Annotated in this window: 25 protein-coding genes, 1 tRNA gene and 1 pseudogene; 10 read left to right on the plus strand and 17 right to left on the minus strand. The window is 40.0% G+C overall.

The window, feature by feature from the left end:
• Positions 1-109: 109 nt before the first annotated feature.
• The 9 genes and pseudogenes from BR73_RS0103045 to BR73_RS0103085 form a co-directional block, all read right to left on the minus strand.
• On the minus strand, positions 110-1,033 hold the full coding sequence (locus tag BR73_RS0103045; protein WP_033164350.1) for a HAMP domain-containing sensor histidine kinase: 924 nt from the start codon (positions 1,031-1,033) through the stop codon (positions 110-112).
• 3 nt (positions 1,034-1,036) lie between these two features.
• Entirely contained in the window at positions 1,037-1,732 is a 696-nt protein-coding gene (locus tag BR73_RS0103050; RefSeq protein WP_033164351.1) for a response regulator transcription factor, read from the minus strand.
• 184 nt (positions 1,733-1,916) lie between these two features.
• Positions 1,917-4,277 carry an ABC transporter permease gene (locus BR73_RS0103055; protein WP_033164352.1) on the minus strand — a complete coding sequence of 787 codons (2,361 nt, stop codon included), beginning with the start codon at positions 4,275-4,277 and terminating at the stop codon, positions 1,917-1,919.
• Positions 4,261-4,956 (minus strand): ABC transporter ATP-binding protein, encoded by a 696-nt coding sequence (locus tag BR73_RS0103060; RefSeq protein WP_033164353.1) that lies wholly within the window; start codon positions 4,954-4,956, stop codon positions 4,261-4,263. The genes BR73_RS0103055 and BR73_RS0103060 overlap by 17 nt, the downstream gene beginning before the upstream one ends.
• A gap of 63 nt (positions 4,957-5,019) precedes the next feature.
• The gene (locus BR73_RS0103065) at positions 5,020-6,138 is read right to left on the minus strand and encodes a HAMP domain-containing sensor histidine kinase (protein ID WP_347463084.1); all 1,119 of its coding nucleotides are present in this window, start codon (positions 6,136-6,138) and stop codon (positions 5,020-5,022) included.
• 107 nt (positions 6,139-6,245) lie between these two features.
• Positions 6,246-6,947 (minus strand): annotated as a pseudogene (locus BR73_RS26655) (response regulator transcription factor).
• On the minus strand, positions 6,937-7,122 hold the full coding sequence (locus BR73_RS0103075; protein ID WP_033164355.1) for a helix-turn-helix domain-containing protein: 186 nt from the start codon (positions 7,120-7,122) through the stop codon (positions 6,937-6,939). Before BR73_RS0103075 ends, BR73_RS26655 begins: the two are co-directional and overlap by 11 nt.
• A gap of 298 nt (positions 7,123-7,420) precedes the next feature.
• Positions 7,421-8,155 carry an Ig-like domain-containing protein gene (locus BR73_RS27055; RefSeq protein WP_051684924.1) on the minus strand — a complete coding sequence of 245 codons (735 nt, stop codon included), beginning with the start codon at positions 8,153-8,155 and terminating at the stop codon, positions 7,421-7,423.
• A 408-nt stretch (positions 8,156-8,563) separates the two neighbouring features.
• Positions 8,564-8,634 (minus strand) — tRNA-Gly (locus BR73_RS0103085).
• A gap of 208 nt (positions 8,635-8,842) precedes the next feature.
• Between BR73_RS0103085 and BR73_RS0103090 the strand changes: the two genes are divergently transcribed.
• Complete coding sequence (locus BR73_RS0103090; RefSeq protein WP_033167023.1) at positions 8,843-9,418, plus strand: ECF transporter S component; 576 nt, start codon at positions 8,843-8,845, stop codon at positions 9,416-9,418.
• A 394-nt stretch (positions 9,419-9,812) separates the two neighbouring features.
• On the opposite strand, the gene BR73_RS0103095 is transcribed toward BR73_RS0103090, so the two are convergent.
• The 3 genes from BR73_RS0103095 to BR73_RS0103105 all read right to left on the minus strand — a co-directional run bounded on the left by BR73_RS0103095 (position 9,813) and on the right by BR73_RS0103105 (position 13,061).
• Positions 9,813-11,048: an MFS transporter gene (locus BR73_RS0103095; protein WP_033164356.1), complete on the minus strand. Its 1,236-nt coding sequence runs from the start codon at positions 11,046-11,048 to the stop codon at positions 9,813-9,815.
• 264 nt (positions 11,049-11,312) lie between these two features.
• Positions 11,313-11,795, minus strand: coding sequence for a methylated-DNA--[protein]-cysteine S-methyltransferase (locus BR73_RS0103100; protein ID WP_347463086.1), 483 nt, complete (start codon positions 11,793-11,795; stop codon positions 11,313-11,315).
• 423 nt (positions 11,796-12,218) lie between these two features.
• On the minus strand, positions 12,219-13,061 hold the full coding sequence (locus BR73_RS0103105) for a Cof-type HAD-IIB family hydrolase (protein WP_033164357.1): 843 nt from the start codon (positions 13,059-13,061) through the stop codon (positions 12,219-12,221).
• Between the two features lie 232 nt (positions 13,062-13,293).
• Here BR73_RS0103105 and BR73_RS0103110 point away from each other — a divergent pair, with 232 nt between their 5' ends.
• The 6 genes from BR73_RS0103110 to BR73_RS0103135 all read left to right on the plus strand — a co-directional run bounded on the left by BR73_RS0103110 (position 13,294) and on the right by BR73_RS0103135 (position 18,141).
• A complete protein-coding gene (locus BR73_RS0103110; protein WP_033164358.1) occupies positions 13,294-13,809 on the plus strand; it encodes an STM3941 family protein in 516 nt (171 codons plus the stop codon).
• Positions 13,810-13,914: 105 nt separating this feature from the next.
• Positions 13,915-14,574, plus strand: coding sequence for an HAD family hydrolase (locus tag BR73_RS0103115; protein ID WP_033164359.1), 660 nt, complete (start codon positions 13,915-13,917; stop codon positions 14,572-14,574).
• 122 nt (positions 14,575-14,696) lie between these two features.
• Positions 14,697-15,455 carry an exodeoxyribonuclease III gene (locus BR73_RS0103120; protein WP_033164360.1) on the plus strand — a complete coding sequence of 253 codons (759 nt, stop codon included), beginning with the start codon at positions 14,697-14,699 and terminating at the stop codon, positions 15,453-15,455.
• Between the two features lie 266 nt (positions 15,456-15,721).
• Positions 15,722-16,474, plus strand: coding sequence for a GNAT family N-acetyltransferase (locus tag BR73_RS0103125; protein WP_033164361.1), 753 nt, complete (start codon positions 15,722-15,724; stop codon positions 16,472-16,474).
• 44 nt (positions 16,475-16,518) lie between these two features.
• Positions 16,519-17,094, plus strand: coding sequence for a cyclase family protein (locus BR73_RS0103130; protein WP_033164362.1), 576 nt, complete (start codon positions 16,519-16,521; stop codon positions 17,092-17,094).
• A gap of 21 nt (positions 17,095-17,115) precedes the next feature.
• Entirely contained in the window at positions 17,116-18,141 is a 1,026-nt protein-coding gene (locus BR73_RS0103135; RefSeq protein ID WP_033164363.1) for a M42 family metallopeptidase, read from the plus strand.
• Between the two features lie 4 nt (positions 18,142-18,145).
• Here BR73_RS0103135 and BR73_RS0103140 read toward each other — a convergent pair whose 3' ends face one another.
• The 3 genes from BR73_RS0103140 to BR73_RS0103150 form a co-directional block, all read right to left on the minus strand.
• A complete protein-coding gene (locus BR73_RS0103140; RefSeq protein WP_156034575.1) occupies positions 18,146-18,448 on the minus strand; it encodes a S8 family serine peptidase in 303 nt (100 codons plus the stop codon).
• A complete protein-coding gene (locus BR73_RS0103145) occupies positions 18,421-18,729 on the minus strand; it encodes a hypothetical protein (protein ID WP_033164365.1) in 309 nt (102 codons plus the stop codon). The genes BR73_RS0103140 and BR73_RS0103145 overlap by 28 nt, the downstream gene beginning before the upstream one ends.
• 88 nt (positions 18,730-18,817) lie before the next feature.
• Positions 18,818-20,542 carry a S8 family peptidase gene (locus tag BR73_RS0103150; protein ID WP_051684925.1) on the minus strand — a complete coding sequence of 575 codons (1,725 nt, stop codon included), beginning with the start codon at positions 20,540-20,542 and terminating at the stop codon, positions 18,818-18,820.
• Between the two features lie 257 nt (positions 20,543-20,799).
• On the opposite strand from BR73_RS0103150, the gene BR73_RS0103155 reads away from it, so the two are divergent.
• Positions 20,800-21,762 carry a GIY-YIG nuclease family protein gene (locus tag BR73_RS0103155; RefSeq protein WP_033164366.1) on the plus strand — a complete coding sequence of 321 codons (963 nt, stop codon included), beginning with the start codon at positions 20,800-20,802 and terminating at the stop codon, positions 21,760-21,762.
• 105 nt (positions 21,763-21,867) lie between these two features.
• On the opposite strand, the gene BR73_RS0103160 is transcribed toward BR73_RS0103155, so the two are convergent.
• Positions 21,868-22,242: a helix-turn-helix domain-containing protein gene (locus tag BR73_RS0103160; RefSeq protein WP_051684926.1), complete on the minus strand. Its 375-nt coding sequence runs from the start codon at positions 22,240-22,242 to the stop codon at positions 21,868-21,870.
• A 168-nt stretch (positions 22,243-22,410) separates the two neighbouring features.
• Here BR73_RS0103160 and BR73_RS0103165 point away from each other — a divergent pair, with 168 nt between their 5' ends.
• Both BR73_RS0103165 and BR73_RS0103170 read left to right on the plus strand, forming a co-directional pair.
• The gene (locus BR73_RS0103165) at positions 22,411-22,839 is read left to right on the plus strand and encodes a hypothetical protein (RefSeq protein WP_033164367.1); all 429 of its coding nucleotides are present in this window, start codon (positions 22,411-22,413) and stop codon (positions 22,837-22,839) included.
• A 222-nt stretch (positions 22,840-23,061) separates the two neighbouring features.
• Complete coding sequence (locus tag BR73_RS0103170) at positions 23,062-23,664, plus strand: FMN-dependent NADH-azoreductase (protein ID WP_033164368.1); 603 nt, start codon at positions 23,062-23,064, stop codon at positions 23,662-23,664.
• 63 nt (positions 23,665-23,727) lie between these two features.
• On the opposite strand, the gene BR73_RS0103175 is transcribed toward BR73_RS0103170, so the two are convergent.
• Positions 23,728-24,609 (minus strand): AraC family transcriptional regulator, encoded by an 882-nt coding sequence (locus BR73_RS0103175; protein ID WP_033164369.1) that lies wholly within the window; start codon positions 24,607-24,609, stop codon positions 23,728-23,730.
• Between the last annotated feature and the right edge of the window lie 613 nt (positions 24,610-25,222).

Below are 25,222 nucleotides of genomic sequence, written 5' to 3' on the forward strand. Positions count from 1 at the left end.
CTTCTCTTACTGAAATCATTCTACCCTGTCAATCTTGCATTAACCTTGCCGTTGCCTTGCATTAACCTTGCAATTAAAAACGAATCCCTGCTGATAGACAGGGATTCGTTCAAGCCTCTAAAGGAAAGGAAACAGTGAAAATTGTATATTGGTCTGGCTCGCTTTGTACCGTGATTTGTCCGTCCATTTTCTCCACCATCTGCCGGACAATGGCAAGGCCTAATCCGCTTCCCTTATCCGAACGTCCTTTATCACATTTATACAATCTTTCAAAGATATGCTGTAGATCGAATTTTTCAATTCCAATCCCGTTATCCGTTATGTAGATTTCTATTGCATTTTCCTGTTGAACCATTTCAATTTTTATTTGTGTCGCCTGACTATGACTCATGACATTTTGGACTAAATTATTGATGATGCGGGAATACCCATCCGAATCCACTCTTGCAAGCAACGGTTTTTCTGGAAGCTCAATTTCATAATTCAGATTTTTTTCCTCAAAAACAGGAACCCAGTCTTTGAGGATATTACGTGTTAGCTCCGCAAGCTCTGTCGGTTCTATGGATAAAGAAAATTCACTGGAGTTGAGCTTAAACCAGTCAAATAGAACATCAATATAGTCTTTTAGATTATGGGCTTTTTTTCTGGCAATTACAAGGTAATCCTCACGGGTTTTTCCGGTAACAACTCCTCTGTGAACAGCATCCAAGTAACCCAACAGGGTTGTAAGAGGTGTTCTCACATCATGGGAAAGGCTGGTCATTAACTGACGGTTGGTTTCGTCTGCCGCCCGCAGTAGTGAGAGCTGTTCTTCATAGGCATATACAATCTCATTCATTTTGAAGGAAAGCTCTGCGGTCAACTGATTGTCTGTCGTAAGGATTTTTCGGTTGCCGTTTCCTGACTGAATATCATCCAGAACCTCGTTCATATACGTAAGCTGCCGTTTCACACCGATTAGTTTTGAAAAACACACAAAACCGAAAAAGAGGGTGAGGAAAAATAACAGGCCTAAAACCATATCCCAAAGCATAATCTATACCTCCTTGTTAAAGCGATAGCCAATACCTTTTATCGTTTGGATATACAGCGGCGCCCCAAGACTGGGTTCAATCTTTTTCCGGAGTCGGCTGATGATGGCCATAATGTTGCTGTCATCATAAACATAGGGCTCACCCCAAACTTCTTCATAAATTTGCTGTTTGGTTAAAATTCTTCCCTGGTTTTTAGCGCAAAAGACCAAAAGATCAAATTCTTTCGGCGGCAGTTCGTAGGTACCATTTTGTGTGGTCACGCTCCGATTGTCAAAATCTATTGTCAGCCCTTTGTAGGTAAGGGGCTGCGTGTAATTGCCTGCCGAATGAAAGCGTGTATATCTGCGTATCAAAGAAATAATCCTGGCAATCAGTTCCTCCATATCGAAGGGTTTTGTTAAATAGTCATCTGCACCACTACGCAGCCCCTGTACTTTTGACATGCTGTCATTTTTAGAAGTGAGCATCAGAATGGGTATGCTGCTTTTCATCCTTATTTGTTCCATAGTCTGAAAACCATCCATTCCCGGCATCATCACATCCAGAAGAATTAGCTGGTAATTGTTTTTTTTAAGCAACGCAAGTCCGTCTGTACCGGAATAGCAGCAATCAGAGTTTATCTGCTCTTTCAATATGCTTTGTTTAATTAAAGAGCATAGTTCTTTGTCATCATCAATGACTAAAATATTGTAAGCCAAGTTACTCCTCCTTCCATTTATTAATTGCTTTTTTCTCTCAATACTAAATATAAATCATGCGGTTGCAAATATCCATGTATTTGTTAGATAACACGTCACTTTAGATAGATTATTGCAGTTTTAGCTAACAATTCCGCACGGGAAATGGCCCCGTATGAATGGGGCCATGAAGCAACATGAAATATCACTGTGCACTTATGGTATCTACAATGGACATCTGGCGGATTCGCTTAACCGGCCCTCTTACAGCGAAGACAACGGATAAGAGGACGATTGCTATTATAATGGTAATTTCTGAAAATGGTATATTCCATTGTTCACCCCAGTGAGAGGTAACCAGACTTGCATACAAAAGCTTATTCAGCATTAATCCGACAATGCTTCCACAGATACTCCCCACGATTGCGTAGGTTGAAGCCTCTGCAATAATCATTTTTATTAGCTGGCGATTACTCAGGCCGATGGCACGGAATGCGCCATACTGCTTCATACGGGAGGAAACGCTCATAGCAAGGCTATTTACAATGTTGAATATGGTAATTAGAGCAATCAAAGTCATAAAACCATAGATAAACAATCCAAAGGAGTAATACGAACCTATTACACTGCGATTGCCGGAGCGTTTATCGGAAAAGGTGACCCCCATACCAACTGATCTATGAATTTCATCAACATCAGCATCCGTTGCGTTCTTAGCGAGCTGCAAATCAATAATTGTATAATCCGTTTCGCCGGTCAGCTGCCGGAAGGTTTTTTCAGAACAGATCACTGTCCCGACATCAGGGGCGTTGTTGAAAGGACTGGAAGAAAGAGAGCCGGCAATTGTTATATCCGCAGTGTTCCCTCTTATGTGCAGGGTTACTGTATCTCCAATATTTATTGTATTTTGCTGCTCAAAGACAATCAGTCCGGTACTGTTCTCCGATTGGACGGCATCCAAAGATCCCTCCAGCAAATAATCCTTTGCCCATGCAAATTGGTTTTCCTCATAAGAAATCAAATCTACCTTTTTTTCTTCCCCGTTTACTGTAACCGGTACATTATAAGCGAACATTCGTCCGTATGCCCGCTTAACTACTGGATTTTCCTTAAATTCTTCTAACAGGGTACTATGAATCGAACGGGTACTATCCGGGCTGGCAATGGTTAAATCCGGTGTCCACGGTTTTAAGGGAGTAAGCGAATGATGCATAAAATCAATCGTGACCGAAAACGCCAGAAAAAGAATGATACTTAGTGAAAAGGAACCTACCATCAAAACAAAATTTTTCGTGCTGGCTTTAGCATGATGGAAACCAAGGGCAGTATCAATCTTAAAAAGCGCAGTATTTGCGGCTTTGTGCACAGGCTGCAAAGAATTCGCATTTCCGGATACAGCTGCCAACGGTGAGACCTTGGCAGCTCTTTTCGCGGGAGAACGAGCTGCCAGCAGAACCGTCAGGATGCCTACACAAATACCGGCCACAATGCTTGGTAAGCTTATACCGAAAGCTGGCATCCCGGAAAAAAATTCCGGACTGAGAAAACGAAGTAAGGCGCACAAGATCCAAATGACAACAGCTCCCGATGAAATACCCAATGGAATTGCAGATTTACACCAGCCAAGAGCTTCTTTTCGGACAAATCTCATTACCTGCTTGGGTGTCGCACCGATACAACGCATCATTCCAAAAAATTCCGTGCGCTGTGCGACATTGCTGTTCAGACTGCTTGCAATCATCATAATGCCTGCAAGCAATACCAATAAAAACAAAACAGCAGCTGAGCTGTAGATCTGCAGCATGAAGGAATCTCCGCTTTGACCAAGTAAGCCCAGCAGCTTCGTATTTTCCGAAACCTGTTTGTCTGAAAGTCCAAGCTGGGACTTCATATCAATAATCGTATTGCGTATATTGCTATGAGCGGAAAACTGTACATAAAAGACGCTGTTATACTCGGCCGGTTCACCATTCCTGACGCCGGGATATATGGAACGAAATGCCTTTGTCGTCAGGCAAGCCGCATAGGAATCTTCCTCCATTGTTTTTGACGCATTCTTCATAAAGCCGGAGATCGTAAATCTATAACTTGCTTCACCAGGTGCATTGACTGAAAAGGAATCTCCGATTTGCAATCCAAGCATCGTTTTTGCATTTTCTGATATTATGGCCTCACTATCCTCTTGGGGAAATGTTCCATCCTGGATTTCATCCGTTAGCATTTCTGTTACAAAGCTTTCATCCATTCCAAAAATAGCCACGTTTTTTCCTGATACAGTATAGCCTTGCTCTCCCCTGAAGTTGAGGGCACCATACCAAGAGGATGCAGTTACTTCCGGCCGCGCAGAAATTAGGTTTGCTTGCTCTTCGTTTATGTTTCGGACCATTACATGCCAATTACCGTCCTCAATACGGGCCTGCATAATTTGGCTGCGTATAAACATATCTGCCATACCAAAAATAGCTGTTACTAAAAACACCGCTAAAACAATGCAGAATACAGACATTCTGTTCTGCCTTTTATGTACTTTAGCTGAGATGGGAACAAGGTCAAGATAACTTTTCATTCTCTTTCCCTCCCAGATCCGTCAAAACACCATCTGAAACACGCAGTACACGGTCTACTGAATGGGTCAGATTGTTGTTATGTGTAATCATTAGAATTGTTTGTTGGTAGTGGCGTGATGCCTTAACCAATAAATCAATAACGTCCTGACTGTTTTTGCTGTCCAGATTTCCGGTGGGTTCATCAGCAAGAATCAATTTAGGCCTTGTAATCAATGCCCGTCCGATTGCAACACGCTGCTGTTGTCCGCCGGATAATTGGCTAGGCAAGTGATGACGGCGCTCTTTCAATCCTAATACCTCTAAAATCTCATCCACGGCTGATTGATCCGGCTTGCGGTAATCCAGAAGAATCGGAAACATAATATTTTGCTCCACAGTCAATTCTGCAACAAGCTGAAAAGACTGAAACACAAAGCCGATATTGCGCCGCCTGAAAATGGTGCGCTGTTCCTCTTTCATGGAAAATAAATCTTTTCCGTCCATATAGATATTTCCGGCTGTAGGGGTATCCAAGGCTCCAATACAATTGAGCAGCGTACTTTTACCGGAACCTGATTCACCCACTACTGCCGCAAATTCTCCCTGTCTTAATGTAAAAGAAACATTTTTTAAGGCATTTACCTGATTCTCCCCTATTCCGTAGGTTTTTGATAAATGCTGTACTTTTAAAATTTCCATATTTTTAGTACCTCCTTTCTGAAGAGAATAACAGGTACACCTTACAATCAGGTGAATAACAGCTTACAGTTCCGTAAGGAAAGAAAGCGTAAAGACTGTCCCCTCATGCAAGGCACTTTGAAGGGAGAGGATACCGCCTTGCCCCTCAACAATCGCTTTTGCTAATGACAGTCCTAGACCTATTCCCTGCGTATTAAGAGATTTTTTGCTGCGGTAAAAACGTTTGAAAACATGATGTAAATCTTCCGGAGATATGCCTGAACCATTATCGGATATTGATATGCGGAGCATGGCAGGGGTCCGGTCCCATGAAATATGGATTTTTCCTCCCGAAGTGGTATGATCCAAAGCGTTTTTAACGATATTTCCAATCGCTTCGCTTGTCCATTGCTTATCACAAAGGATGGTTTCCTCCAAGGATTCGTCTATAATGATTTCTTTTCCCTCGCTGGCTGCCCGTGTTGTCAATTCACTGACAGCTTGACCAATTAATTCCGATATACGACAGCTTTCTTTTTCAAAAGCAATACTACCAGCATCCAATCGGGTAATTTTCAACATAACTTGAATCAGCTGTTCCATACGCTTTAGCGCTAGTTCTGTCTTTTGGGAATACTCTGTAACAGTTTTGACATTATCCGGTTCATCGGAAATAATTTCATGATACATGCAAAGAGCAGCAAACGGAGTTTTCAGCTGATGTGATATATCAGAAATTGTATTTTTCAATAACTCTTTTGCTTTCTGATTGGCTTCGTTTTTCGATTGTAGTATGGTAGCAAGCTGGTCTACAGAAGCAAAGAGATGATAGATTGTTCCTTCATTCATTTGTGGCATATGGCAGGAAAAATCACCCTCTGTAAAATTGGAGATTATTTTTGCAGCATGCAGATAAAGCTGCTCTCTTTTCCATAAGAATAGGAATACTCCAACCAAAAGGAACGTGGATAGAAACACTCCTAAAGGCAACAGGTAATATACTGAGGTCCGTTGAAACTCAGCTACAAAAGGAAGAAATTTTATAATGGTATGTTCTGTTACACCAATATTTGCAAGCAGAGTCGTTCCCTCTTTGCTGCTTGTTGTACTCGTAATGGCTTTTACGATAACATCTTTTGAAACCCCCTGTTCCAAAAGAGAGGCAACAATGGCATTGTCGTGTGATAGAAATATACCCTGCATGGCTTTTTCCTGCACGGTATTCAACCCTATGCCAGAAAGAAAAATCAGAAAAACAAAAGTAAAAAGAAATACGCTGAAGTGTCTAATTTGTTTATCACGAAAAAGGTTCATTCAGATACCTCGTTCCACTGATAGCCGAATCCCCGAATCGTTACTAAATGCTCTGGATGGGAAGGATCAGCTTCAATTTTTTCGCGAAGTCGCCGCACGTAAACAGAAAGTGTATTATCGTCTACAAAATCTCCGGTACTGTCCCACAATTCATTCAATATGCTATTGCGAGTAGTCACCCGGTTAGCATTCCTTACGAGTTAGCAAATAAGACGGTATTCTGCGCTTGTTAAATCCAGCCCTTTTCCTTTTAACAGCACCCGGCTTCCTAAAAGGTCAATCAATATATCACCACATTCCATTACGGTATGGTTGCTTTGATTGGAAAGTCCTGTTCGGCGCAATAAGGCACGAATCCGGGAGCACAGCTCGCCTAACTTAAAAGGTTTTGTTACATAATCATCACCGCCGCTGTCCAGCCCGCGAATGACATTCACCTCTTCATCTGAAGCGGTTAAAAATAAAATAGGGATCTGACATCCTTGTTTCCTTACTTTTTCACAAATTTCAAAGCCTGTTCCATCTGGTAATGTCACATCAAGGATTAGCAAATCGAAGGTATTAATCTTGGGTAGGCGGTTTAAGGCGTCTTCTATGGTACGGACAATTTCTACATCAAATCCATTGCGCTTTAATGAATAGTTCAGTCCATCCACTAAACTGATGTCATCTTCTATAAGTAAAATTTTACTTTCCATCGTTTATCCTCCTTTTTCTGGCATCCGCTGGCTTTTCAGCATCCTTTGGAATTGCCCATGAACGGCCAAAGCGAATAACACCATGAATTCGATTTTCCTCACATAGCTTCTGAATTCTTCTATTAGAGATTCCACATTTTTCAGAAGCCTGCTCTACGGATATATAATCAAGCATTTGTATTCCTCCACAAGGTATGTTGATAAAAGTATATACGTATAAACGAATAAAATCAACGCTTCGTTCGGTAGACATATATTCATGATTAAGTCATTGGCAGTTCGTTCTTAATCCAAAATATATACTGTAAAATTGGGTGAGGAGGTGAATGAACAGTGGAGGAATAAAATAATTGGTCAGGCTATCAACTATCAACATCAGTTGGGGTGTTGGAGTTAAAACAAAACAGCAATTGCAGCTGGCACAAAGAAATACGAAAAACCCCGGGTGTATAACACCCGGGGAAATTTTCGTCTTATTTTAATAAACCAATTACCTTTAAGTCAGCTATATTAAAAAAGTATGCATCACTATATTTCATATGAATAATCGTATCATTATATTTGCACTCATAAATTGTATCAGGTGTCATGCTCCGGGGTGCATCTTTTAGCAGATATCTGGATTCACCAGCTAAAGTCAATCCCTCGGATGACCATATCATATCGTATCCGTATTTAGAAGATAAATCCGCTATTGTTATCCATTCACTGTCGGATTTTGGAATGGTATACTCGTATTGATAGTAGTCCATACCATCTATATCTCTATCTGTAGGACTGATTGATGGAGTTACCGTAATTACTTCGGAGTCATCAAATGAATCAGCAGAAGTCCACTTATCAATAGCATTACGTTCTGATAGTGCATTTTCTAAGTCTGTATCTGTCATATAATCTGGATCTTTATTGGGTACTACAGTAACTTTACAGCTGTATTTTTTTCCACTGACTTTTGCTGTTATCGTCGCTTTTCCTTTGCTTATAGTAGTAACTTTACCTGTTTTTGATACAGTAGCTACTCGCTTGTTACTGCTTGTCCATGTGGCCTTTTTTGAAGTCCCCTTAATATCTAAATATAGATAATCCCCTTTAATAACGGTGGCTGTTTTCTGGCTTATCTTAATAGTTGCAGCATTTACTGCCTGCGCAGGTCCGGCCAGAGAAAATATAAGTGCCAGGATTAACAACAAAGATAAATACTTTTTCATTCTTCTTCTCCTATGTATAATATTATGGGATTATTATGGAGTAAATTTCCTGTATTGTCAAATTAATATACCCAGATGCATGGTAGCTGGGTAATCAGCTTATTGATTAAACGCTTTCATCAAAACGAAAGGTGTTATCGAATGATATATACTCATAGATGTCGTACTATATTTGAGGGTTTGGTAAAGGTATTAATAAAGGGATATTCGAGATAGTATCTCATGATTTTTATAGAGGTTATCATGAGGAATGAATGTTCTCCTCAAAACTGAAAGGTAATGGAAATTCGTGTTGCATAGTTTAGAAATAATGCAACATGATAAGTAAAATCGTCAATTAAAAAAACAAAACACGCTTCATGCCTTGAGTTATCAGCACTTAGCGTGTTTTCTAGTTTGATACCGGACAGCGGATAACGGGAATCGAACCCGCAACACAAGCTTGGGAAGCTCGAATTTTGCCATTAAACTATATCCGCACATAAAACTGTTTACTACCTAATTATAAAACCATTAACTGGAAAATTCAACCCAAAAATAAAATTTTGAAAACTCTCTAAAAATTTCCCTTGACATTACTTGTTAAATTTAATACAATACAGGTGATTACAGGTGACAAGACAGCTAACTTAACAGTCCGGGAGGGTGTTAAGCTTGCACTCAAAATTTAAAACTGGGGGAAATCAGATGAACAGTAAGAATTCTATTCAAAAAATGACAATCGCAGCATTACTGTCAGCAATAGGCATCGTAATTCCGATGTTTGCACCAAAATTTATTTTAGAACCTGCTTCCTATACCTTGGCAAGCCACGTTCCCGTATTTATAGCAATGTTTATATCACCTTATGTGGCGATATCCGTTGCATTAATCTCAGCTATGGGCTTTTTATTAGCAGGTTTTCCGATTGTTGTAGTTTTAAGAGCTCTGTCACATGTTGTTTTTGTAGCCATCGGCTCGTTTATGCTTAAGAAGAATCCTAAATTATTAAGTACTGTAAAAGGTTCTGCTGTTTTTGGTCTTTTAATGGCCCTTATCCATGCAGTCAGCGAAGTTGCAGTAGTTACACTGTTCTATTGGGGGAATAATGTGTCCAGTACCTACTATGATAAAGGCTACCTTTTCTCAGTTATTTTATTAGTAGGAGCAGGTACAATTATTCACAGTATGATAGACTTCACCATAGCCTATGTAGTATGGAAACCACTTCAGAAGGTCGTTAATATTCCGGTAAGTGTTAGCGGAAGAAAAGCAAGATATTAATTATAACTGTCAAAATACAGGTTACCAGACCAGATTGCAATAAAGTATTATATATAAATAAATCGAAAGAGACTGTTACACAGATAATGAACCGCTCCCGTCATGAGAAAAAGTAAAGATTTATATTTTTTCTGATAGAAGAGTATGCGCCACCCTAAATAGACAAATGAAATAATAAAGATTGTCTATTCAGAGTGGCGTATAACGTAGTAGCTGGGTGGTATGGGGTTCCGGCCCCATGCCACCCAGAGATGTATTTAAGATATCAGAACTTACTTTTGACTACTCACTATCATCTGCTTGTGTAACAGTCTCTTTCGTTCATAAATTAAATTATCAGTCAGAGTATTACATCTATTTTATTAAATTTATGAAAGCTCCGTCCTTTTCTCTTTTAATCCTTGGAGGAAACTTCTCCATCATTATCCCTTATACTAAAGCATATCAATAAAAATCCTATAGCAGTAACTATAGTTCCGACAATCAACATGGCAGAAACACCATAAGCATCCAGTAACCTGCCACCTGTCAGATTAGCCAGGGTTCCGGCAACGGCTATATTTGCGACGCCAAGCATGGACTGCCCCTTTACCCTGTTCTCTTTCTCAATCAGATCATTCACATAATAAATAGAAGCTGGTGTAAACAATGCAAAAGCAATCAGCTGAAAACACATAGAAAAGTATACCATGGCAACATTAGGAGCCAGCAGAGTTATAAAACATTTTACAACAAAGAAAAAGGCAGATATCTTAATCAGCTTCGTTCCTTTGATTTTTCTCACAATGTAAATAAACAATGCCATAGTGGGAAGCTCTAAAGCAGCAGAGATAGAAAGGGAAATACCCATGTCAGCGCTAGCGCCGCCTACATTCTCGATAATATTAATCAGGTAAGTATTTATAAGCACATGGGAGTAAAAGATCATGGCAACTCCGCATAGCATTACCAGAAATAATTTATGATTTAAAAAGAAGTTCAGGATATTAGAGGCTTCCTTAACCTCTCCCTGGTCAGCATCCTGCGTATACCCCATTAACTCCTTCTGCTCCGGTGTAAATTCCGGCAGTTTTTCACGAAAGAGAAAGGTTGAGAGAATAACAAATATGTAACAGATTAAGAATACCGGTAATATGATGTCAGCACCGAACCTGTCTACCAGGGAACCAAGTAAAAAGGACATAACCGCAAAAGTAATGGAACCCATGCCTCTTGCCAGACCGTAATTCATAGGTACGCCCTGATTCATGTATTCCATGGCCAGGGAATTAAACAGCGGATTAACCGTATACTCTACGGCATTTATCAATATGTAGATTACCGTAATAAGCAGGAAGGAATCAGGAAGAAAATATAATAGAAGTCCCAACCCAAATACTGTAAACATCAATACCAATAACATGTGCCTTAAGGTTACTTTTTTTGATTTATCTGCAAATGAAGCAACTAAGGGCTGCAGGAGCAGGGATAGAATCGCTGCAAAGGAGAGGATGAAACCTATCTGAGTGTTCTCAAAATTCTTGGCTTGCAGATAAACTGCGGCAAAGCTGTTTATAGCACATTGGCTGATCCAGTAGCTGGACTGGATGAACCCAAACTTAAGTGTAAGCCTTCTGGCAATGGATTCCATGTTTACCTCGTTATAATGTAATTTAATTGTGAGCTTAACAAAGCGCTCTGAAGCTGCCTTTGCATATTACCCGTTATAAAAAAGTGTTTGATACACTCCGGTAACGAACAAAGGCAGGTACAGAACGCTGCAGGGGGGGTGTTTGAAACTCATTGGATTGCACGGAATGCCCTGCTGGTATAAGCAGTTTGTAAACACACCCTGAGAATTTATCGGATATAATCCGTTTTTTATTTAATTAATCTTCTAATATATAGTCTGTTCTTATAAAACTAAAGCACCTTCAAGGCGCAGAAGTTTTTCCTTTAACGGCAGTCCACCACCATAACCCACCAGTTTTCCGTTTGCTCCGATTACACGGTGACAGGGGATAATTACGGAAATGGGATTTTTATTATTTGCCATACCTACTGCTCTGCTGGCTTTGGGGTTCCCGGCGCGGGTTGCCAGCTCCTTATAACTTATGGTTTCACCGTAAGGAATGGTTTGAAGTGCTTCCCAAACCTTTTCCTGAAAAGGTGTACCTTTGGGGGACAGAGGAAGATCAAAGCTTGTCCGCTTACCCTCCAGATAGGATTTAATCTGGCTGTGGGCTTCTCTTAGCAGTGGTGTTTCAACACCAGCAGTTTCATATTCTGAGGAGTCTCCTGCAAAATAAAGGTGTGAAATGGCTCCATCTGTTTCTGCAAGATAGAGTTTTCCGATAATCGTATCAAAAATGATGGAATTCTTCATAGTAACAACCATTCCTTTCTCACTAGCTCTCCTTATACGTTGCCTCTGCTTGTAAAGGCAGTACTGCTACAATTTGGGTATAAATCAAGCCTTTTACTAAAGATTCACATTAGTAGCCCCTTATAGGTAGCATCAGCTTACAAATGTGATACTTCCACAATCAGGGTGTGATTTATGCTTTTACTGAAGTTGCACATAGTGTCCACTTGTATGTTGCATATACTTACAAATGTGATACTTCACTTTCAAGGTGTGAATATGCTTTTCAAATATATACATTAGCTGTATGTCACACCTGCTTACTAAGGCTGCACTGCTGCAAATCAGTGTGAATAATGCTTCTTAATAATAACACTGCAAAAACAACTACACCCCTACATATCACAGGCAACCTGTGATACTGACCCAAATAAAATAGCTGAATGTCCTTATACACTAACGCTTATTATCTTTCTCAAAGTTCTCTGAAAGCCATCTTGCAACACCATCTTCTGTATTGCATTTAATTACATGATTAGCCGCTGCCTTTACTTCTTCCTTTGCATTGCCTACGGCACAGGCTGTATCACTGGCTTTGAACATAGGAAGATCATTTAGGTTATCGCCAAAGCAGACTACCCGGTCATAACCCAGGGACTGGCGTAAAGACATGGCTGCATTGTATTTCGTTCCATGAAGGCTGAATACTTCAAGGAACCACATACCCTCTTTATTGTAATTATCCTGATAGAAGGCAGTAGCAACACCAGGTAAATTCCGGTATATTTCATATGCCGGCAGCAGCGCCTCATATTTATCAAGCATCGCATAATAAATACTGTGATCACCCGCCGCAGTTAAGAGATTCTCCACCTGGGTAAATACCTTATTGAATTTAACTTTTCTTTCGGTGTAATACTCTGTCATGCCGTTATTGGTAAGCTCTTCATAATAGGTTTCCAGGCGATTATCCTTAATCCGGTATAAAAAGCCTGTAAGACCATATTGTCTGGCGGTATTTAAGATTACCTCAGCTGTTTCCCGGGAAAGATAAAATGTATTTAAATATTCCTTTTGCTGTATATTATACTGGATAACACCATTCATAAGAATAACAGGCACGGATAGGTTAAGAGGCGCCAGAATATGTGTTACCGTAGCCGCTGTTCTGGCAGTGGCAATGGTAAATTCTATACCCTTTTCAATCAAACCGTTTATAGTCTCTATGGTATAGGGAGAAAGCTCAGCATTACTATTTAACAGGGTACCGTCTAAATCTGAAATATATAAGGTTTTCATTCGATTCTTCTTTCCGGCAGGCCTTATCTTTCAAAGCCGCTCAGTTGTATACAGTGATAATCTGAGTAACTGTATTTAAGTATACTAAAGCCAATTTAAAACGTCAAATTAAAAAAATTACAACTTGGTTTATCTTGAATTATTCGCCAGGTTTACTTGCATTTTCAAGGTTTTCCATATAAAATGAAAGAAAGAATGGAAGCTAAGTGGTAAGAAAGCAGATGGGAGTAACGTGGAAAAGATTATTATTGAGGAAAAACAGACAAAAGCCGTGCGGCGCTGTATGCAGTCTTTTGCCTTGCTTTTCCTGTCGGTAACCCTATGGGTGGCAGGATTTCGTGAAAGGTATATACTGCTGAGTTTTGCAGGAGTTATAGCTACAATTATATTCGGAATCAGATGTATCATAAATCTTTTAAAAGCTTCCCAGAAGAAATCTCTGATTACCATAACCTTTGACGGTATTATTGACAGCTCCTCCAAAGGCTCCGTCGGATTACTTTCCTATCAGGATATTGAACAGTTTTGTATTGTGGCAGAAGATAATGCCATTGGAATAATACCAAGGGATGAAGAGGCCTTTATCGGCAAGCTGTCCCCTCTGAAGCAGCAGACGGCTTTGGTTAATAAAAATAATGAGAAGCCGGTATTTCTGCTTTTTGTAGGCAACGCCAAAGATATGTCCCTGGAAGACATTTATACACTTTTGAAGAAGCGTCTGAAGGATTACCGCAGTTTGTATGACTAAAGGGCTTACCGCACAACTTAAGCATGCAGCTTGGAGTAAATAAAATTTCTAAATGGATTTTATTCTCTGATTTATGTGTGCCAAAGCAGGAGGATAGGAGCAACGATGAATAAGAAATATATATTATTTGACTTAGACGGCACAATAACTGACCCGGAGGAAGGAATAACCAAATCTCTTCAACATGCATTATCCTATATTGGTATTAAAGTAGAAGACCGCAGCATATTAAAAAGGCATATCGGACCTCCGTTAGCAGGAGGGCTGAGAGAATACTTTGGTCTTGATGACAGTCAGATTGAGGAAGTAATAGGTTATTATAGAGAATACTTTGCAGACAAGGGTATTTTCATGAATTATAAATATGAAGGCATAGAGGAATTTCTGGATAGCCTTGTTAAAGCCGGAAAGACCCTTATCGTTGCAACCTCCAAGCCGGAGATATTTGCAGAGAGAATATTAAAGCACTTTAATCTGGAGCAGTATTTTACTGATATCTGCGGTTCAAATCTTGATGAGACCAGATCGAAGAAAGGTGAAGTAATAGCATATGCCCTTGAAGAGAATGGAATTAAGGAGAAGGACCAGGTAGTCATGATTGGGGACAGGCTTCATGATATCTTAGGAGCCAAAGAAAATGGTATTGCCTCCATTGGTGTGCTCTATGGCTTTGGCAGCAGGGATGAGCTTCTGGAAGCAGGAGCAGACAAAATTGCCGCAGATCTCAATGAATTAAAAGATATATTACTGGCGTGTGACCATTAACTAATGAAGAATTTCTTCCTACTGTAAAATGAAGTTCTCGTGAACACGAATTCGGACAACAGCTTTCACACCCCCGTTACCTGTAAACTTAAAATACAATTTAGATAAGGAGATAGATTATTATGAGATTTATTTCATGGAATGTAAATGGTTTAAGAGCCTGCCTTGGAAAAGGTTTCGAGGAGTTCTTTAAAGAACAGGAGGCAGATTTTTTCTGTATTCAGGAAACCAAGATGCAGAAGGAACAGTGGGAGCATAACTTTGAAGGTTATTATGAATACTGGAACAGTGCGGAGAAGAAAGGTTATTCCGGAACCGCAATCTTTACAAAGAAGGAGCCCCTGTCAGTTACCTATGATTTAGGAATTGAACAGCATGATAAGGAAGGCAGAGTCATAACTCTTGAGTATGATAACTTTTATCTGGTTAATGTATATACGCCGAATTCCAAGAGAGAACTTGCAAGACTGGACTATCGTATGGAATGGGAGGATGATTTCAGAGCGCACTTAAAAAAGCTGGACGAGAAGAAGCCTGTAATCCTGTGCGGAGACTTAAATGTTGCCCATAAGGAAATCGATCTTAAAAATCCCAAGACCAATACCAGGAATGCAGGCTTTACAATAGAAGAGAGAGAGAAGATGACAGTGCTGTTAGACAATGGCTTTGTAGATTCTTTCCGTTACCTTTATCCTGATGCAACAGACAGATATACCTGGTGGTCTTATATGTTCCGTGCCAGAGAGAAGAATGCAGGCTGGCGTATAGACTACTTTGTAGTATCAGAGTCCTTAAAAGAGAAGATTAAAGACAGTATCATTCATCAGGATACCCAGGGCAGCGATCATTGTCCCGTTGAGCTGGATATTGAATTGGAGTAATTAATAATAACCTCTGACTGAGTGTTTATTCTGGCAACTGCTGTATGTTTCAGCGGCTGTATACTACAGCTGCCGAAGTACAAATCTGCTCGCAGACAAAATACGGAGACCGTTATTTTGCAAAGTGGATACAAGAAAAGTAAGGTGTATTTTCTGCAAAGTTTATATATGACAATAGCGAATGAAAGAATTATGCAATTTCAACATATGAATAATATACACGTCTTTTCATAAATACAGGTGCGTTTGAGGGGATTTGAGAATAAATGAAAAAGTTTAAGCTGGTTAATGAATATATATTCTCATTTTTAGGTGTAAAAGAAGCAAGTAACGGTATAACAATAATTGAAACTGAAAAAAGACATAACTGTATGCCAAGTTATGGAATGATTCATATGTTCTATATTGTTAAGTTTTATGATGGTTCCATTATTGCAAGTGTGCCATTGAATACTTCTGAAAAAACAAAAAAATTTTTATGTGAAAATTTTAATAAATATGATATTGATGATAACCTCTTTATTTCACCATTAAAAGAATTGGCGAAGGAAGAAGCGAAATTAATGTTTAATAAAGAGATAAAGAGTTACTGGAACTCTTTAATTTTTGCGTGTGATGCTGAAACTATAGCAAAGCCAAACTCAAACATAACAACAGTAAAAATTACGGATAATAGTTTTGAATGTTATGGGGATGTGAATTTCCCCGAGCATTGCATACCAAACGGCATTGTATATAGTGTTATCGAAAATAATAAAATTGTTTCTTTGGCCCATGCACATAAAACAGGGGAGTATCAAGACATAGTTGCCGATATTGGGGTAGATACTTCGAAAGATTTTCGGAAAAAAGGATATGCCCGGGAGTGTGTTAATTCCGTAGCTCGTCACGTTATAGAGGGTGGCGGTGAGTCAGTTTATATTTGTTCCCCTAATAATACCGCTTCAATTGGAACAGCTTTATCAGCGGGCTATAAGCCTTACGGAAAAATACTAATTTTCACTATTGAAGCGGATTAGTACCATAACAACATAACCGAGTTTAAGCCAAAATGGAGAAGTGTATGAAAATATATGATATTACGCAGGAAGTATTTACCTGCAGGACCTATCCGGGAGATCAGGTACCTGCATTTACAAGGGTAAGTGATATGGGGCAGGGAGCGCCCTGTAATGTTACGGTTTTTTCCATGAATGCACATAACGGTACGCATCTGGATGCACCTTTTCATTTTGTAAAGGACGGAAAAACCGTGGAGGAACTGGATCTGTACCGTTGTGTAGGCAACTGTACGGTAAAAGCTTTTGACAGTCAGCCAACACCAGAGGAGTTAAGAGAAGTCCTTAAGAACAGCGAGAAGAAAGTAATACTGAAAGGGCCGGTTACCATAACAATGGAGCTTGCCAGATGTATCAATGAATTCAGACTGGAGCTTATTGGTGTGGAAAGTCAAAGCGCTGCTCCCATGGATGCTCCACTGGAAGTGCATAGAGAGCTTCTGGGGCAGGAGGTCATATTACTGGAAGGTCTTAAGCTTGAGGAAATTACCGACGGTAGCTATTTTCTGATGGCGGCTCCCTTAAAATTGGGAGGCAGTGACGGAGCTCCAGTAAGGGCGCTGCTCCTGGACATGAAATAAAAAGAAAGAGAGAGTATCTGTATGGAAACCATGAAATATATTATTGAAACTATAAATAAGCTTGTTAATATCCCAAGTCCCTCCGGCTATACCAGAGAAGTAATGGAGTATGTAAGGAAAGAAGCTGAGGGGTTCGGATATTCCTGGGAATACAGTAACAAAGGTGGTCTTATTATCTCGGTACCTGGTAAAACGAAAGAAACTCTCGGTCTGTCCGCCCATGTGGATACCCTGGGAGCTATGGTTCGTTCCATTACACCGGGAGGGATGCTTAGGATTACACTGGTTGGCGGCTTTACCATGCACAGTATTGAAGGCAGCTACTGCAAGATACATACCAGAGAAGGAAAGACCTATACCGGCACGATTCTAAGCAAAAGCCCTTCGGTTCACACCTACGATGATGCCAGAACGCTGGAACGTTGTGAGAAGAATATGGAGATTCGTATTGATGAACAGGTGAAAGATAAAGAAGGCGTTTTGGCACTTGGAATCAATACAGGTGATTATATCAGCTTTGATGCTAATTTTCAGTATACCGATACTGGCTTTGTGAAGTCCAGACATCTGGATGACAAAGCGTCTGTAGCAGTTCTGCTAGGTCTGTTAAAGGATATGCATGAAGACCATATTATACCGGAGAGATGCTTAAAGCTTGTAATAAGCAATTACGAGGAAGTTGGTTTTGGAGCAAGCTGGATTCCGGAAGAAATAACGGAGTTCATTGCCATTGATATGGGAGCAATGGGAGAGGATCTCAACGGCAGTGAGTATGCAGTCTCCATCTGTGCCAAGGATTCTTCCGGTCCCTATGACTATGAGCTTACCACAAAACTAATCAATTTAGCCAAAAAGTCCGGAATTGATTATGTGGTAGATATATTCCCTCATTATGGTTCGGATGTTTCCGCAGCATTAAGAGGCGGAAATAATATTAAGGGAGCCTTGATTGGACAGGGAGTACATGCTTCCCATGGAATGGAAAGAACTCATGTAAAGGGTCTGGAAAACACATTGAAACTGCTGGAGAAATACATTCTCGAGTAAATCCTTACAGGTATTCCTGTACATGAATGATAGAGTTAATTACTTTTCCCATATCATTAAGATTAACAATGCCAAAGCCCCAATTTGGATTCGGATAATCTTCCCCCGGCTTCCTGCTGGCGCTTTGGGTGATGATTTTCTTCATAAGTGCGTTGTTCATGGTAGGGAAGTTACCTTCTGTTATGCCCCATTCCATCAGAAGAGCCATTACCCCTGCTAAATAGGCAGCGGAAATACTGGTGCCGGTTACCTCAAGAAAGGTATTGTTTAAGAACGGACTTATGGAATGGACACCCGGAGCAGTGATGTCGGGTTTGGGGTGATTATTTGGCGCCTTTCTCTTATTTCTCTATAATTCCCATACTCTGTTAATAAACCAAAGCAGGAAGGAATACTGTTAACCCCAAATTTATCAATACTGTCAAAGGTCATATTATCAACGGGTATATGAATTATTGAAAAATCGGAAAAGTCCAGACTTATAGTGCTGTCAGGAAAGTTATCTAAGACGTCCTGCCGGTTGGTTTCGTTGACAATAAGATCTGCATATTCTTCATTTATTATCTTAAAATTCTCAGAATAGGTCATATTGCCGCCTCGGATGTATCTTTACTTCATTTATATGAATATAACTTCATTTATATGAAGTAGGATGTCAGGAACATGGATAATCTCTTTATTTCATGTCCTGCACTCTTAGGATAGAATTAATCACACTGCCCATATTACTGATATCTACAATACCATAACCCCAATCCGGGTTGGGATAACTGTCTTCCGGTCTTCTGCTGGCACTTTGAGTAATGATTTTTTTTAGCAGAGCATTATTCATTTCCGTGTAGTTACCATTGGTAACACCCCATTCCATTAACAGAGCAAGTACACCTGCAATGTAGGAAGAGGAAATACTGGTACCTGTTGCTGTTACATAATTACCATTGATAAAAGGAGCTACGGAATTGACACCGGGTGCGGTGATATCTGGTTTGGGAAAGTTGGTGATGGTATTACCTTTGCTGGCATAAAAATAGAGAGTAGCATTCTGGGGATTGTAAGCGGTAGCGCAGATTAAGCTGCTGTTGTTACCCGGGGCAACTATGGTTGTATAATTATTGGGATTGCCGAAGACTGTTCCTGTTGTAAGAAAATTATGGAGCGGCAGCCAAAAATGAAAGCGCATGGGCAAATCCCCTGTAAGACCGTATACATAGAAGTGCCAGTCACCGGGTATGGGATTACTGAAACGCATAACAATAAATTGCTCTGTGGTAAAGGGTTCCTTTATCTGACTGTCTATAATAATTGACATATCTTCTAGAACAAAGAAGATACTTTTGTTAGGAACTGGCGGAACTCTGGAAATAAATCCTCCATCAGGGGCGTATAAATCAATCCAGAACAGGTTGGGAGAGGTTCCCCAGAACTGCAGTGTAAAGCCATAGCTATCCTTTCCAACCGTCAGCACTACATCGTCAAAAGAGTCAGGTGGTTTGATATCCCCATAGTAATGACTTCCCCGGTTGCTTTCATTACCAGCGGAGACTACGACACCTCTTCCCGGTAATTCACCTATGGAGGAGAGGTAGCGGCTTAATGCTCTGTTACCGGTATGGTCACTTTGACTGGTACCAATACCAAGGCATAAAACCAGAGGTTTCTTTAACTGATTTGCAAGCTGGTTCAGATAAGTGACACCATTAATAATGTCATTTTCCTGAAAACAGATTGACTGGGGAGGAATGACGAAAAATTCCTTGAGATAAGACTTGGCAGGCTTTAATTTAACCATAGCAATGTTAATATCGACAGCAACGCCAGAAAAACCGAAACTGGCATTGGGATTACCGCCTGCGATGCCGGCTAAGATAGTTCCATGTCCGATTTCATCAATACTTGGTACAATCGTAAGAGGTTCCGTCGATGTCAAGGCTGTATTGATTTGAGCATTGCCATATTGGGTACCGTAGAAGAAGCCTTCGGGGTAATTCGAACTTTCGATTGTCTGATCCCAAATAGATAAAATCCGGCTGGTACCGTCACTTTTGATAAAGGCAGTATTTCGGTAATCAATTCCTGTATCAATAAATCCGATTAATACCTCTTTACCGCTGTAGCCATCTTTTATTTGAAAGGGTTCAGGAAGAGCCCCCAAACTAATATCAGGTATAAAGGTATCAGCTGTTAGGAGACCGAAGCAGGCAGGGATACTGTTATAACCAAATCTATTAATACTGTCAAAATCCATATTCTCGACAGGTAAATGAACAATAGAAGAATTGGCGAAGCTCGAACTAACAGAACTGTCAGGGTAAGTCCTTAAGAAGTCATCCCTATTGGTATTGCTGATGATTAGATCTGCAAAATTCTCACTTGTAATTTTTAACCGTTCGGAGTCGGTCATGGAACTACCTCTGATGAATTATTTATTTAATTTATATGAAAGAAAGAGATAGAACTGACCAAAAACTTTTGAAAGATTAGTGGATGGATTTCTTGATACCACTACAGCGCCTAAACGTAACCTACTCTCATCTGTTTATTTCAAATAAATCCTTTACGTGTTACCGTAGATAACAAACAAATAGACTAGAATCACCAGCCTGTGTTATGATAGACAGGTAGTAAATTAAAACGCAGATACAACGTTAGGAAAAAAGAATGGAGCATAAATACATAACCAGGGAAATGTTATTACAAATTCCCCGGCAGCCGGGAATATACAAAATGCTGGATGCTAATGGGAATATTATATATGTAGGCAAGAGTAAATGTCTGCGCAACAGGGTACAGTCCTATTTTGTGAAAAATCCGAAGTGGGAAAAGGTCGGCCGTATGGTATCCATGATAAAAGATATAGATTATATAGTAACGGATACCCATCTGGAGGCCAGGCTCCTGGAATGCACCTTAATAAAAGATATCAGACCCCGTTTTAATGCCCAGATGAAAAATGACGGCAGATATTTTTATATCAGGGTAGAGAATTATAATAAGCATAATGCCTTATCAATAACAGATGAAAGAACGGACAACTGCTTCGGACCCTTTCGCAGCAGGTATACCATCAGTGATTTTCTTGGAAGGCTTAAGAACCTCTATCCCATAAGAAAAAGCAACGGCAGGTATGAAGTGGAATATCATATGTTTCCTTTAACCATGGAGCAGGATACCTTTAATGAGAACAGAGAAGTTCTCCTGGAGCTTCTTAATGAGGAGGAGAATATTGTCCTGCTGACAGAAGCCCTTCAGGAGAAATTGGAGGAAGCTGCCACGGCCTGCCGGTTTGAGATGGCATCCGTATACCGGGATATGATTATCTGTTTCGGTATGTTAAGGAACGGACTGAACGGTTACAAAGCATTGGCTTCAAGAGATATACTCATTAAACTTCCGGTAGGAGATGGCTGCAAAATGTTCTATGTATCCGGCGGAAATGTAATTAATACTTCTTATATGGAGACTATTACGGAGAAAGAGAAGAAAGTATTCATAAAAGAGAGCAAGGCAATTTTCAAAGCTAAAATACCATCGGAAAATGAAAAAGCAGGGATAGACTTTAGAGATGTACTTTACTCTGAAATATCGGACCTGCCCATGGAAGCGATAGAATTCTTATCCTGACAGGATTGTTTTGAAGGCTCTTTAGCTGGCAGCGGAAGAAGCCGCCAGCTAAAGCAAAGCAAAGGCTTATGTAACAGCGGAGCAGCTTAAAAGACAACGAAGCCTTTAAGAAACAGAACTCTGTACGGTCAGGTATTCTGTTCCATAACCATGCATTAATTCAAGAATCGGTATAATTTTTTGGCCCATTTCCGTCAGGGAATATTCAACCTTTGGCGGAACCACCGGGTAAACATTTCGGAGGATAAGTCCGTCATCCTCCAGGCTTCTAAGCTGTTGGGTAAGCATTTTCTGCGTAACATCCGGCAGCTTCTTTTTGATTTCATTAAAACGAAGTGCTCTATAGCTGAGATACCATAGAATGAGAATCTTACGCTTACCGGACAGAATATCCTGAACCAGAACCATGGGGCATTTGTCAAACTTTATGCATTTATCACGCATATGGCACACTTCATGCATGTCTTCATTAATTGTCATAGAAACTCCTATCTGTAGGTTTGAGCAGTTTTAAGTATCTTTTTGGGTACTATAGTACTTTTTAGTGCCTACTTGTCTTAAAGGTACCGTATGTTATAATTATAACAGTCTTGATCATAAAATCAATGGTCAGTCTTCATATTGCACTATGGATAAAAGGAGGCATTCATGGCAAATATTAATAAGGCGATTAACAGCTTGCTTGATATCTGCACAGCCTGTGCAAACTTTGGCACCGAAAAGTGCCTTCGGGATAAATGTAATATTGGATATTCCCTGACACTTTTAGAGAATCTGAAAATTCACAACCGTATGTTTCTGGATGAGGAGATCTCACTTATACCAAGTGAAGATACCAAATATTATGATGAAAAGAAACTGGCAGTGAGCATAGCTTCAATTTGTAAACTATGCAGAGAATGCAATGCTATGCACCGGGAATCCTGTGCCATCTCTTTGGCCAGAAAATCCGTAGAGGCTGTAATCTTAAAGGATATGGAAGATTATCCGGGAAATGTATTTACTTACCTGGTTAATGTGAGCCGGCAGAATGCAGATTTCTCGAATCTGGTTATGGAGGAATACCGGAAGCAGTAAAATCATCCGTTTACTGATATATAGTAACCAGAGACTATGGGTAAAACTATAAAACCTGAGGTTGAAGAGTGAAAGAAAATTATAAATTGAAAGAATGTCACGCTGAGATTCTTTCACTCCTTATTATTTGTGGCACTATCGCAGGCCAGCCTGCGGTATGCAATGGGTAAATAATGCAACCTACTATTAGGAGTGTACTTAAGCACACAGAATGGAGAGTAAATGAGTAAAGTACTTTATATTAAAGCAAATGCAAAACCTGAAGGTATATCAAGAACCTATAAAATAGCAGATGAGTTCATAGAAAGTTATAAAAAGAACCATCCCTCCGATGAAGTTATCACACTGGATTTATATAAAGAAGGAATTGACAGCCTTTCTGTAGAGGATTTACAGAAATTAAGAGCAAATACAGGAGACAACAATGAAAACCCTGTTATGAAATATGCATATCAATTTCTTGAGGCAGATAAATATGTATTTGCAGAGCCTTTATGGAATTTAGGCGTACCTGCAATTCTAAAAGCCTATATCGATTATATCTGTGTTGCTAATGTAACTTTTAAGTATACCGCAGAAGGCCCTGTTGGTTTATGCAAGGATAAGAAGGCAGTTAATATTACCTCCCGCGGCGGAGATTATACTTCCGGTTATATGGCTGAAATAGAGATGGGAGATAAATACCTTAAGACGATCCTGGGATTTATGGGAGTGACAGATTACACCACTATAGCTGCTAACCAGCTGGATGTAATCGGACAGGATGTTGACGGTATTATCGGAAAAGCTATTGAAGAAGCAAAGAACCTGGCCAAAGAGTTCTAATCTGATTATTGTTAATCCATAAATTTATTTACAAAAAAGCAGTAAGAAAGGGATTTTCCTGTCTTACTGCTTCTTTTGGTGATTATCTGATTGCAGCTTTCGGTAATCGGTGGGACTCAGACCAAGATTCTTAAGGAATACCCGGGAGAAGGTCTTATAAGATTTAAAACCTGTTTCATAGCAGATATCAAGGACAGAGGAATCTGTGGAAAGGAGCAGGTCACAGGCTTGAGCCAGTCGTATCTTCTCCAGATATTTGTGAAAGTTTTCCCCTAACAGCTGGTGAAAGGAGGAGCTGATATGAGAAGCACTCATATGAAAGCGCTTGGAAAGCAGCTCTAAGGTGATATCCTCCTGATAGTATTGAGATACATAGGTAATAATATCCCATACACCGCTCTTCTGGCTTAGGATACGCTTTCCATCAGCCTGCAGCTGATTGGGGGTACGGTTTCTGTCATAGGTAATCAGCAGCTCCATCAGCTTGCTTTTAAACATCAAAGCACTCCATTTGCCTCGCTCCATAAGCTCTTTTTCCATGGATTTTAAAATATCAGTCAGTTCTTTCTTGATATCTTCCCCGAATTCATTATAAGGAGTTTTGTCCAGGGCTGCCTGGCTTAAGAGCTCCGTCAGAGCAAGAAAATCTCCTTTTTTATCATAAAAGCTTTCAATTTTTATGCTTCCTACAATTACGGTAACCGGGGATTCTGGTGCTGCCAGGATTTCATGAATGTGATGAGGGAATAATAATGTAAAGGTACCGGGCCTTAAGGTATGTTCTGTTCCGTTGATTTTTTCTATGGCACTGCCGGCCACTGTAAAATTGAATTCAATGTAATTATGGCAGTGGGGTATCACATGTGCTGTTATAATATCAGTTCTTAATGCAAAGGGGAGGTCTTTGCTGATCCACTCCTCATGGGAAACCAATAGAGGGTTCATTGATGGATTTCACCTGCCTTTCTGGAATGTTATAAAAAAATATGATATTGGTGTGGTAAAAGGGAGGGGCTCACAAGGGGACGGCAAATTGCGCAAACCAGAAAAACGATTGCTTCAATTCCAAGGTATAAGAAGTCCTAATTCTCTGAATACTTTGTGCTTGGCATGTTATAAAACAGATAACTCGCTTCGCTCAAACAATCTGCTTTATAACATAGCACAAAGCATCCAGAGAAAAGGACTTCTGTTATGTAGTGACTTTTGTCAAGTGTAAATTTTGAAGAAATCACTTTTGGGTTTTCCAATGTCTGAGAGCATATGGAAAAAGCCTTAGACGTAACAGCTTCCGGCTTTGACCACTCTGTTATACGTGGATTGGTTACCACAGGTCAATGGTCCGCCGTGAGTTCTACTGTCTAATGGCGTGAATCAAAGTATTTTATTACAATGTCACATAGAAGTCCCGTAGATAACTCGAACCATAAATGTTTTCTAAAGCTTCTTCCATATGTCCTCAGTCGTTGGTTGGGCAGATGGAAAGCTGACATAGTCTGCCTTACATCTGCTTAACTACCCTGCATGTTATCCGGCGGCTCCTGTCAAGGTCTCTTGC

Origin of the sequence: Clostridium sp. KNHs205 (genome assembly GCF_000702945.1) — a bacterium.
Classification (GTDB): Bacteria; Bacillota; Clostridia; order Lachnospirales; family Lachnospiraceae; genus Anaerocolumna.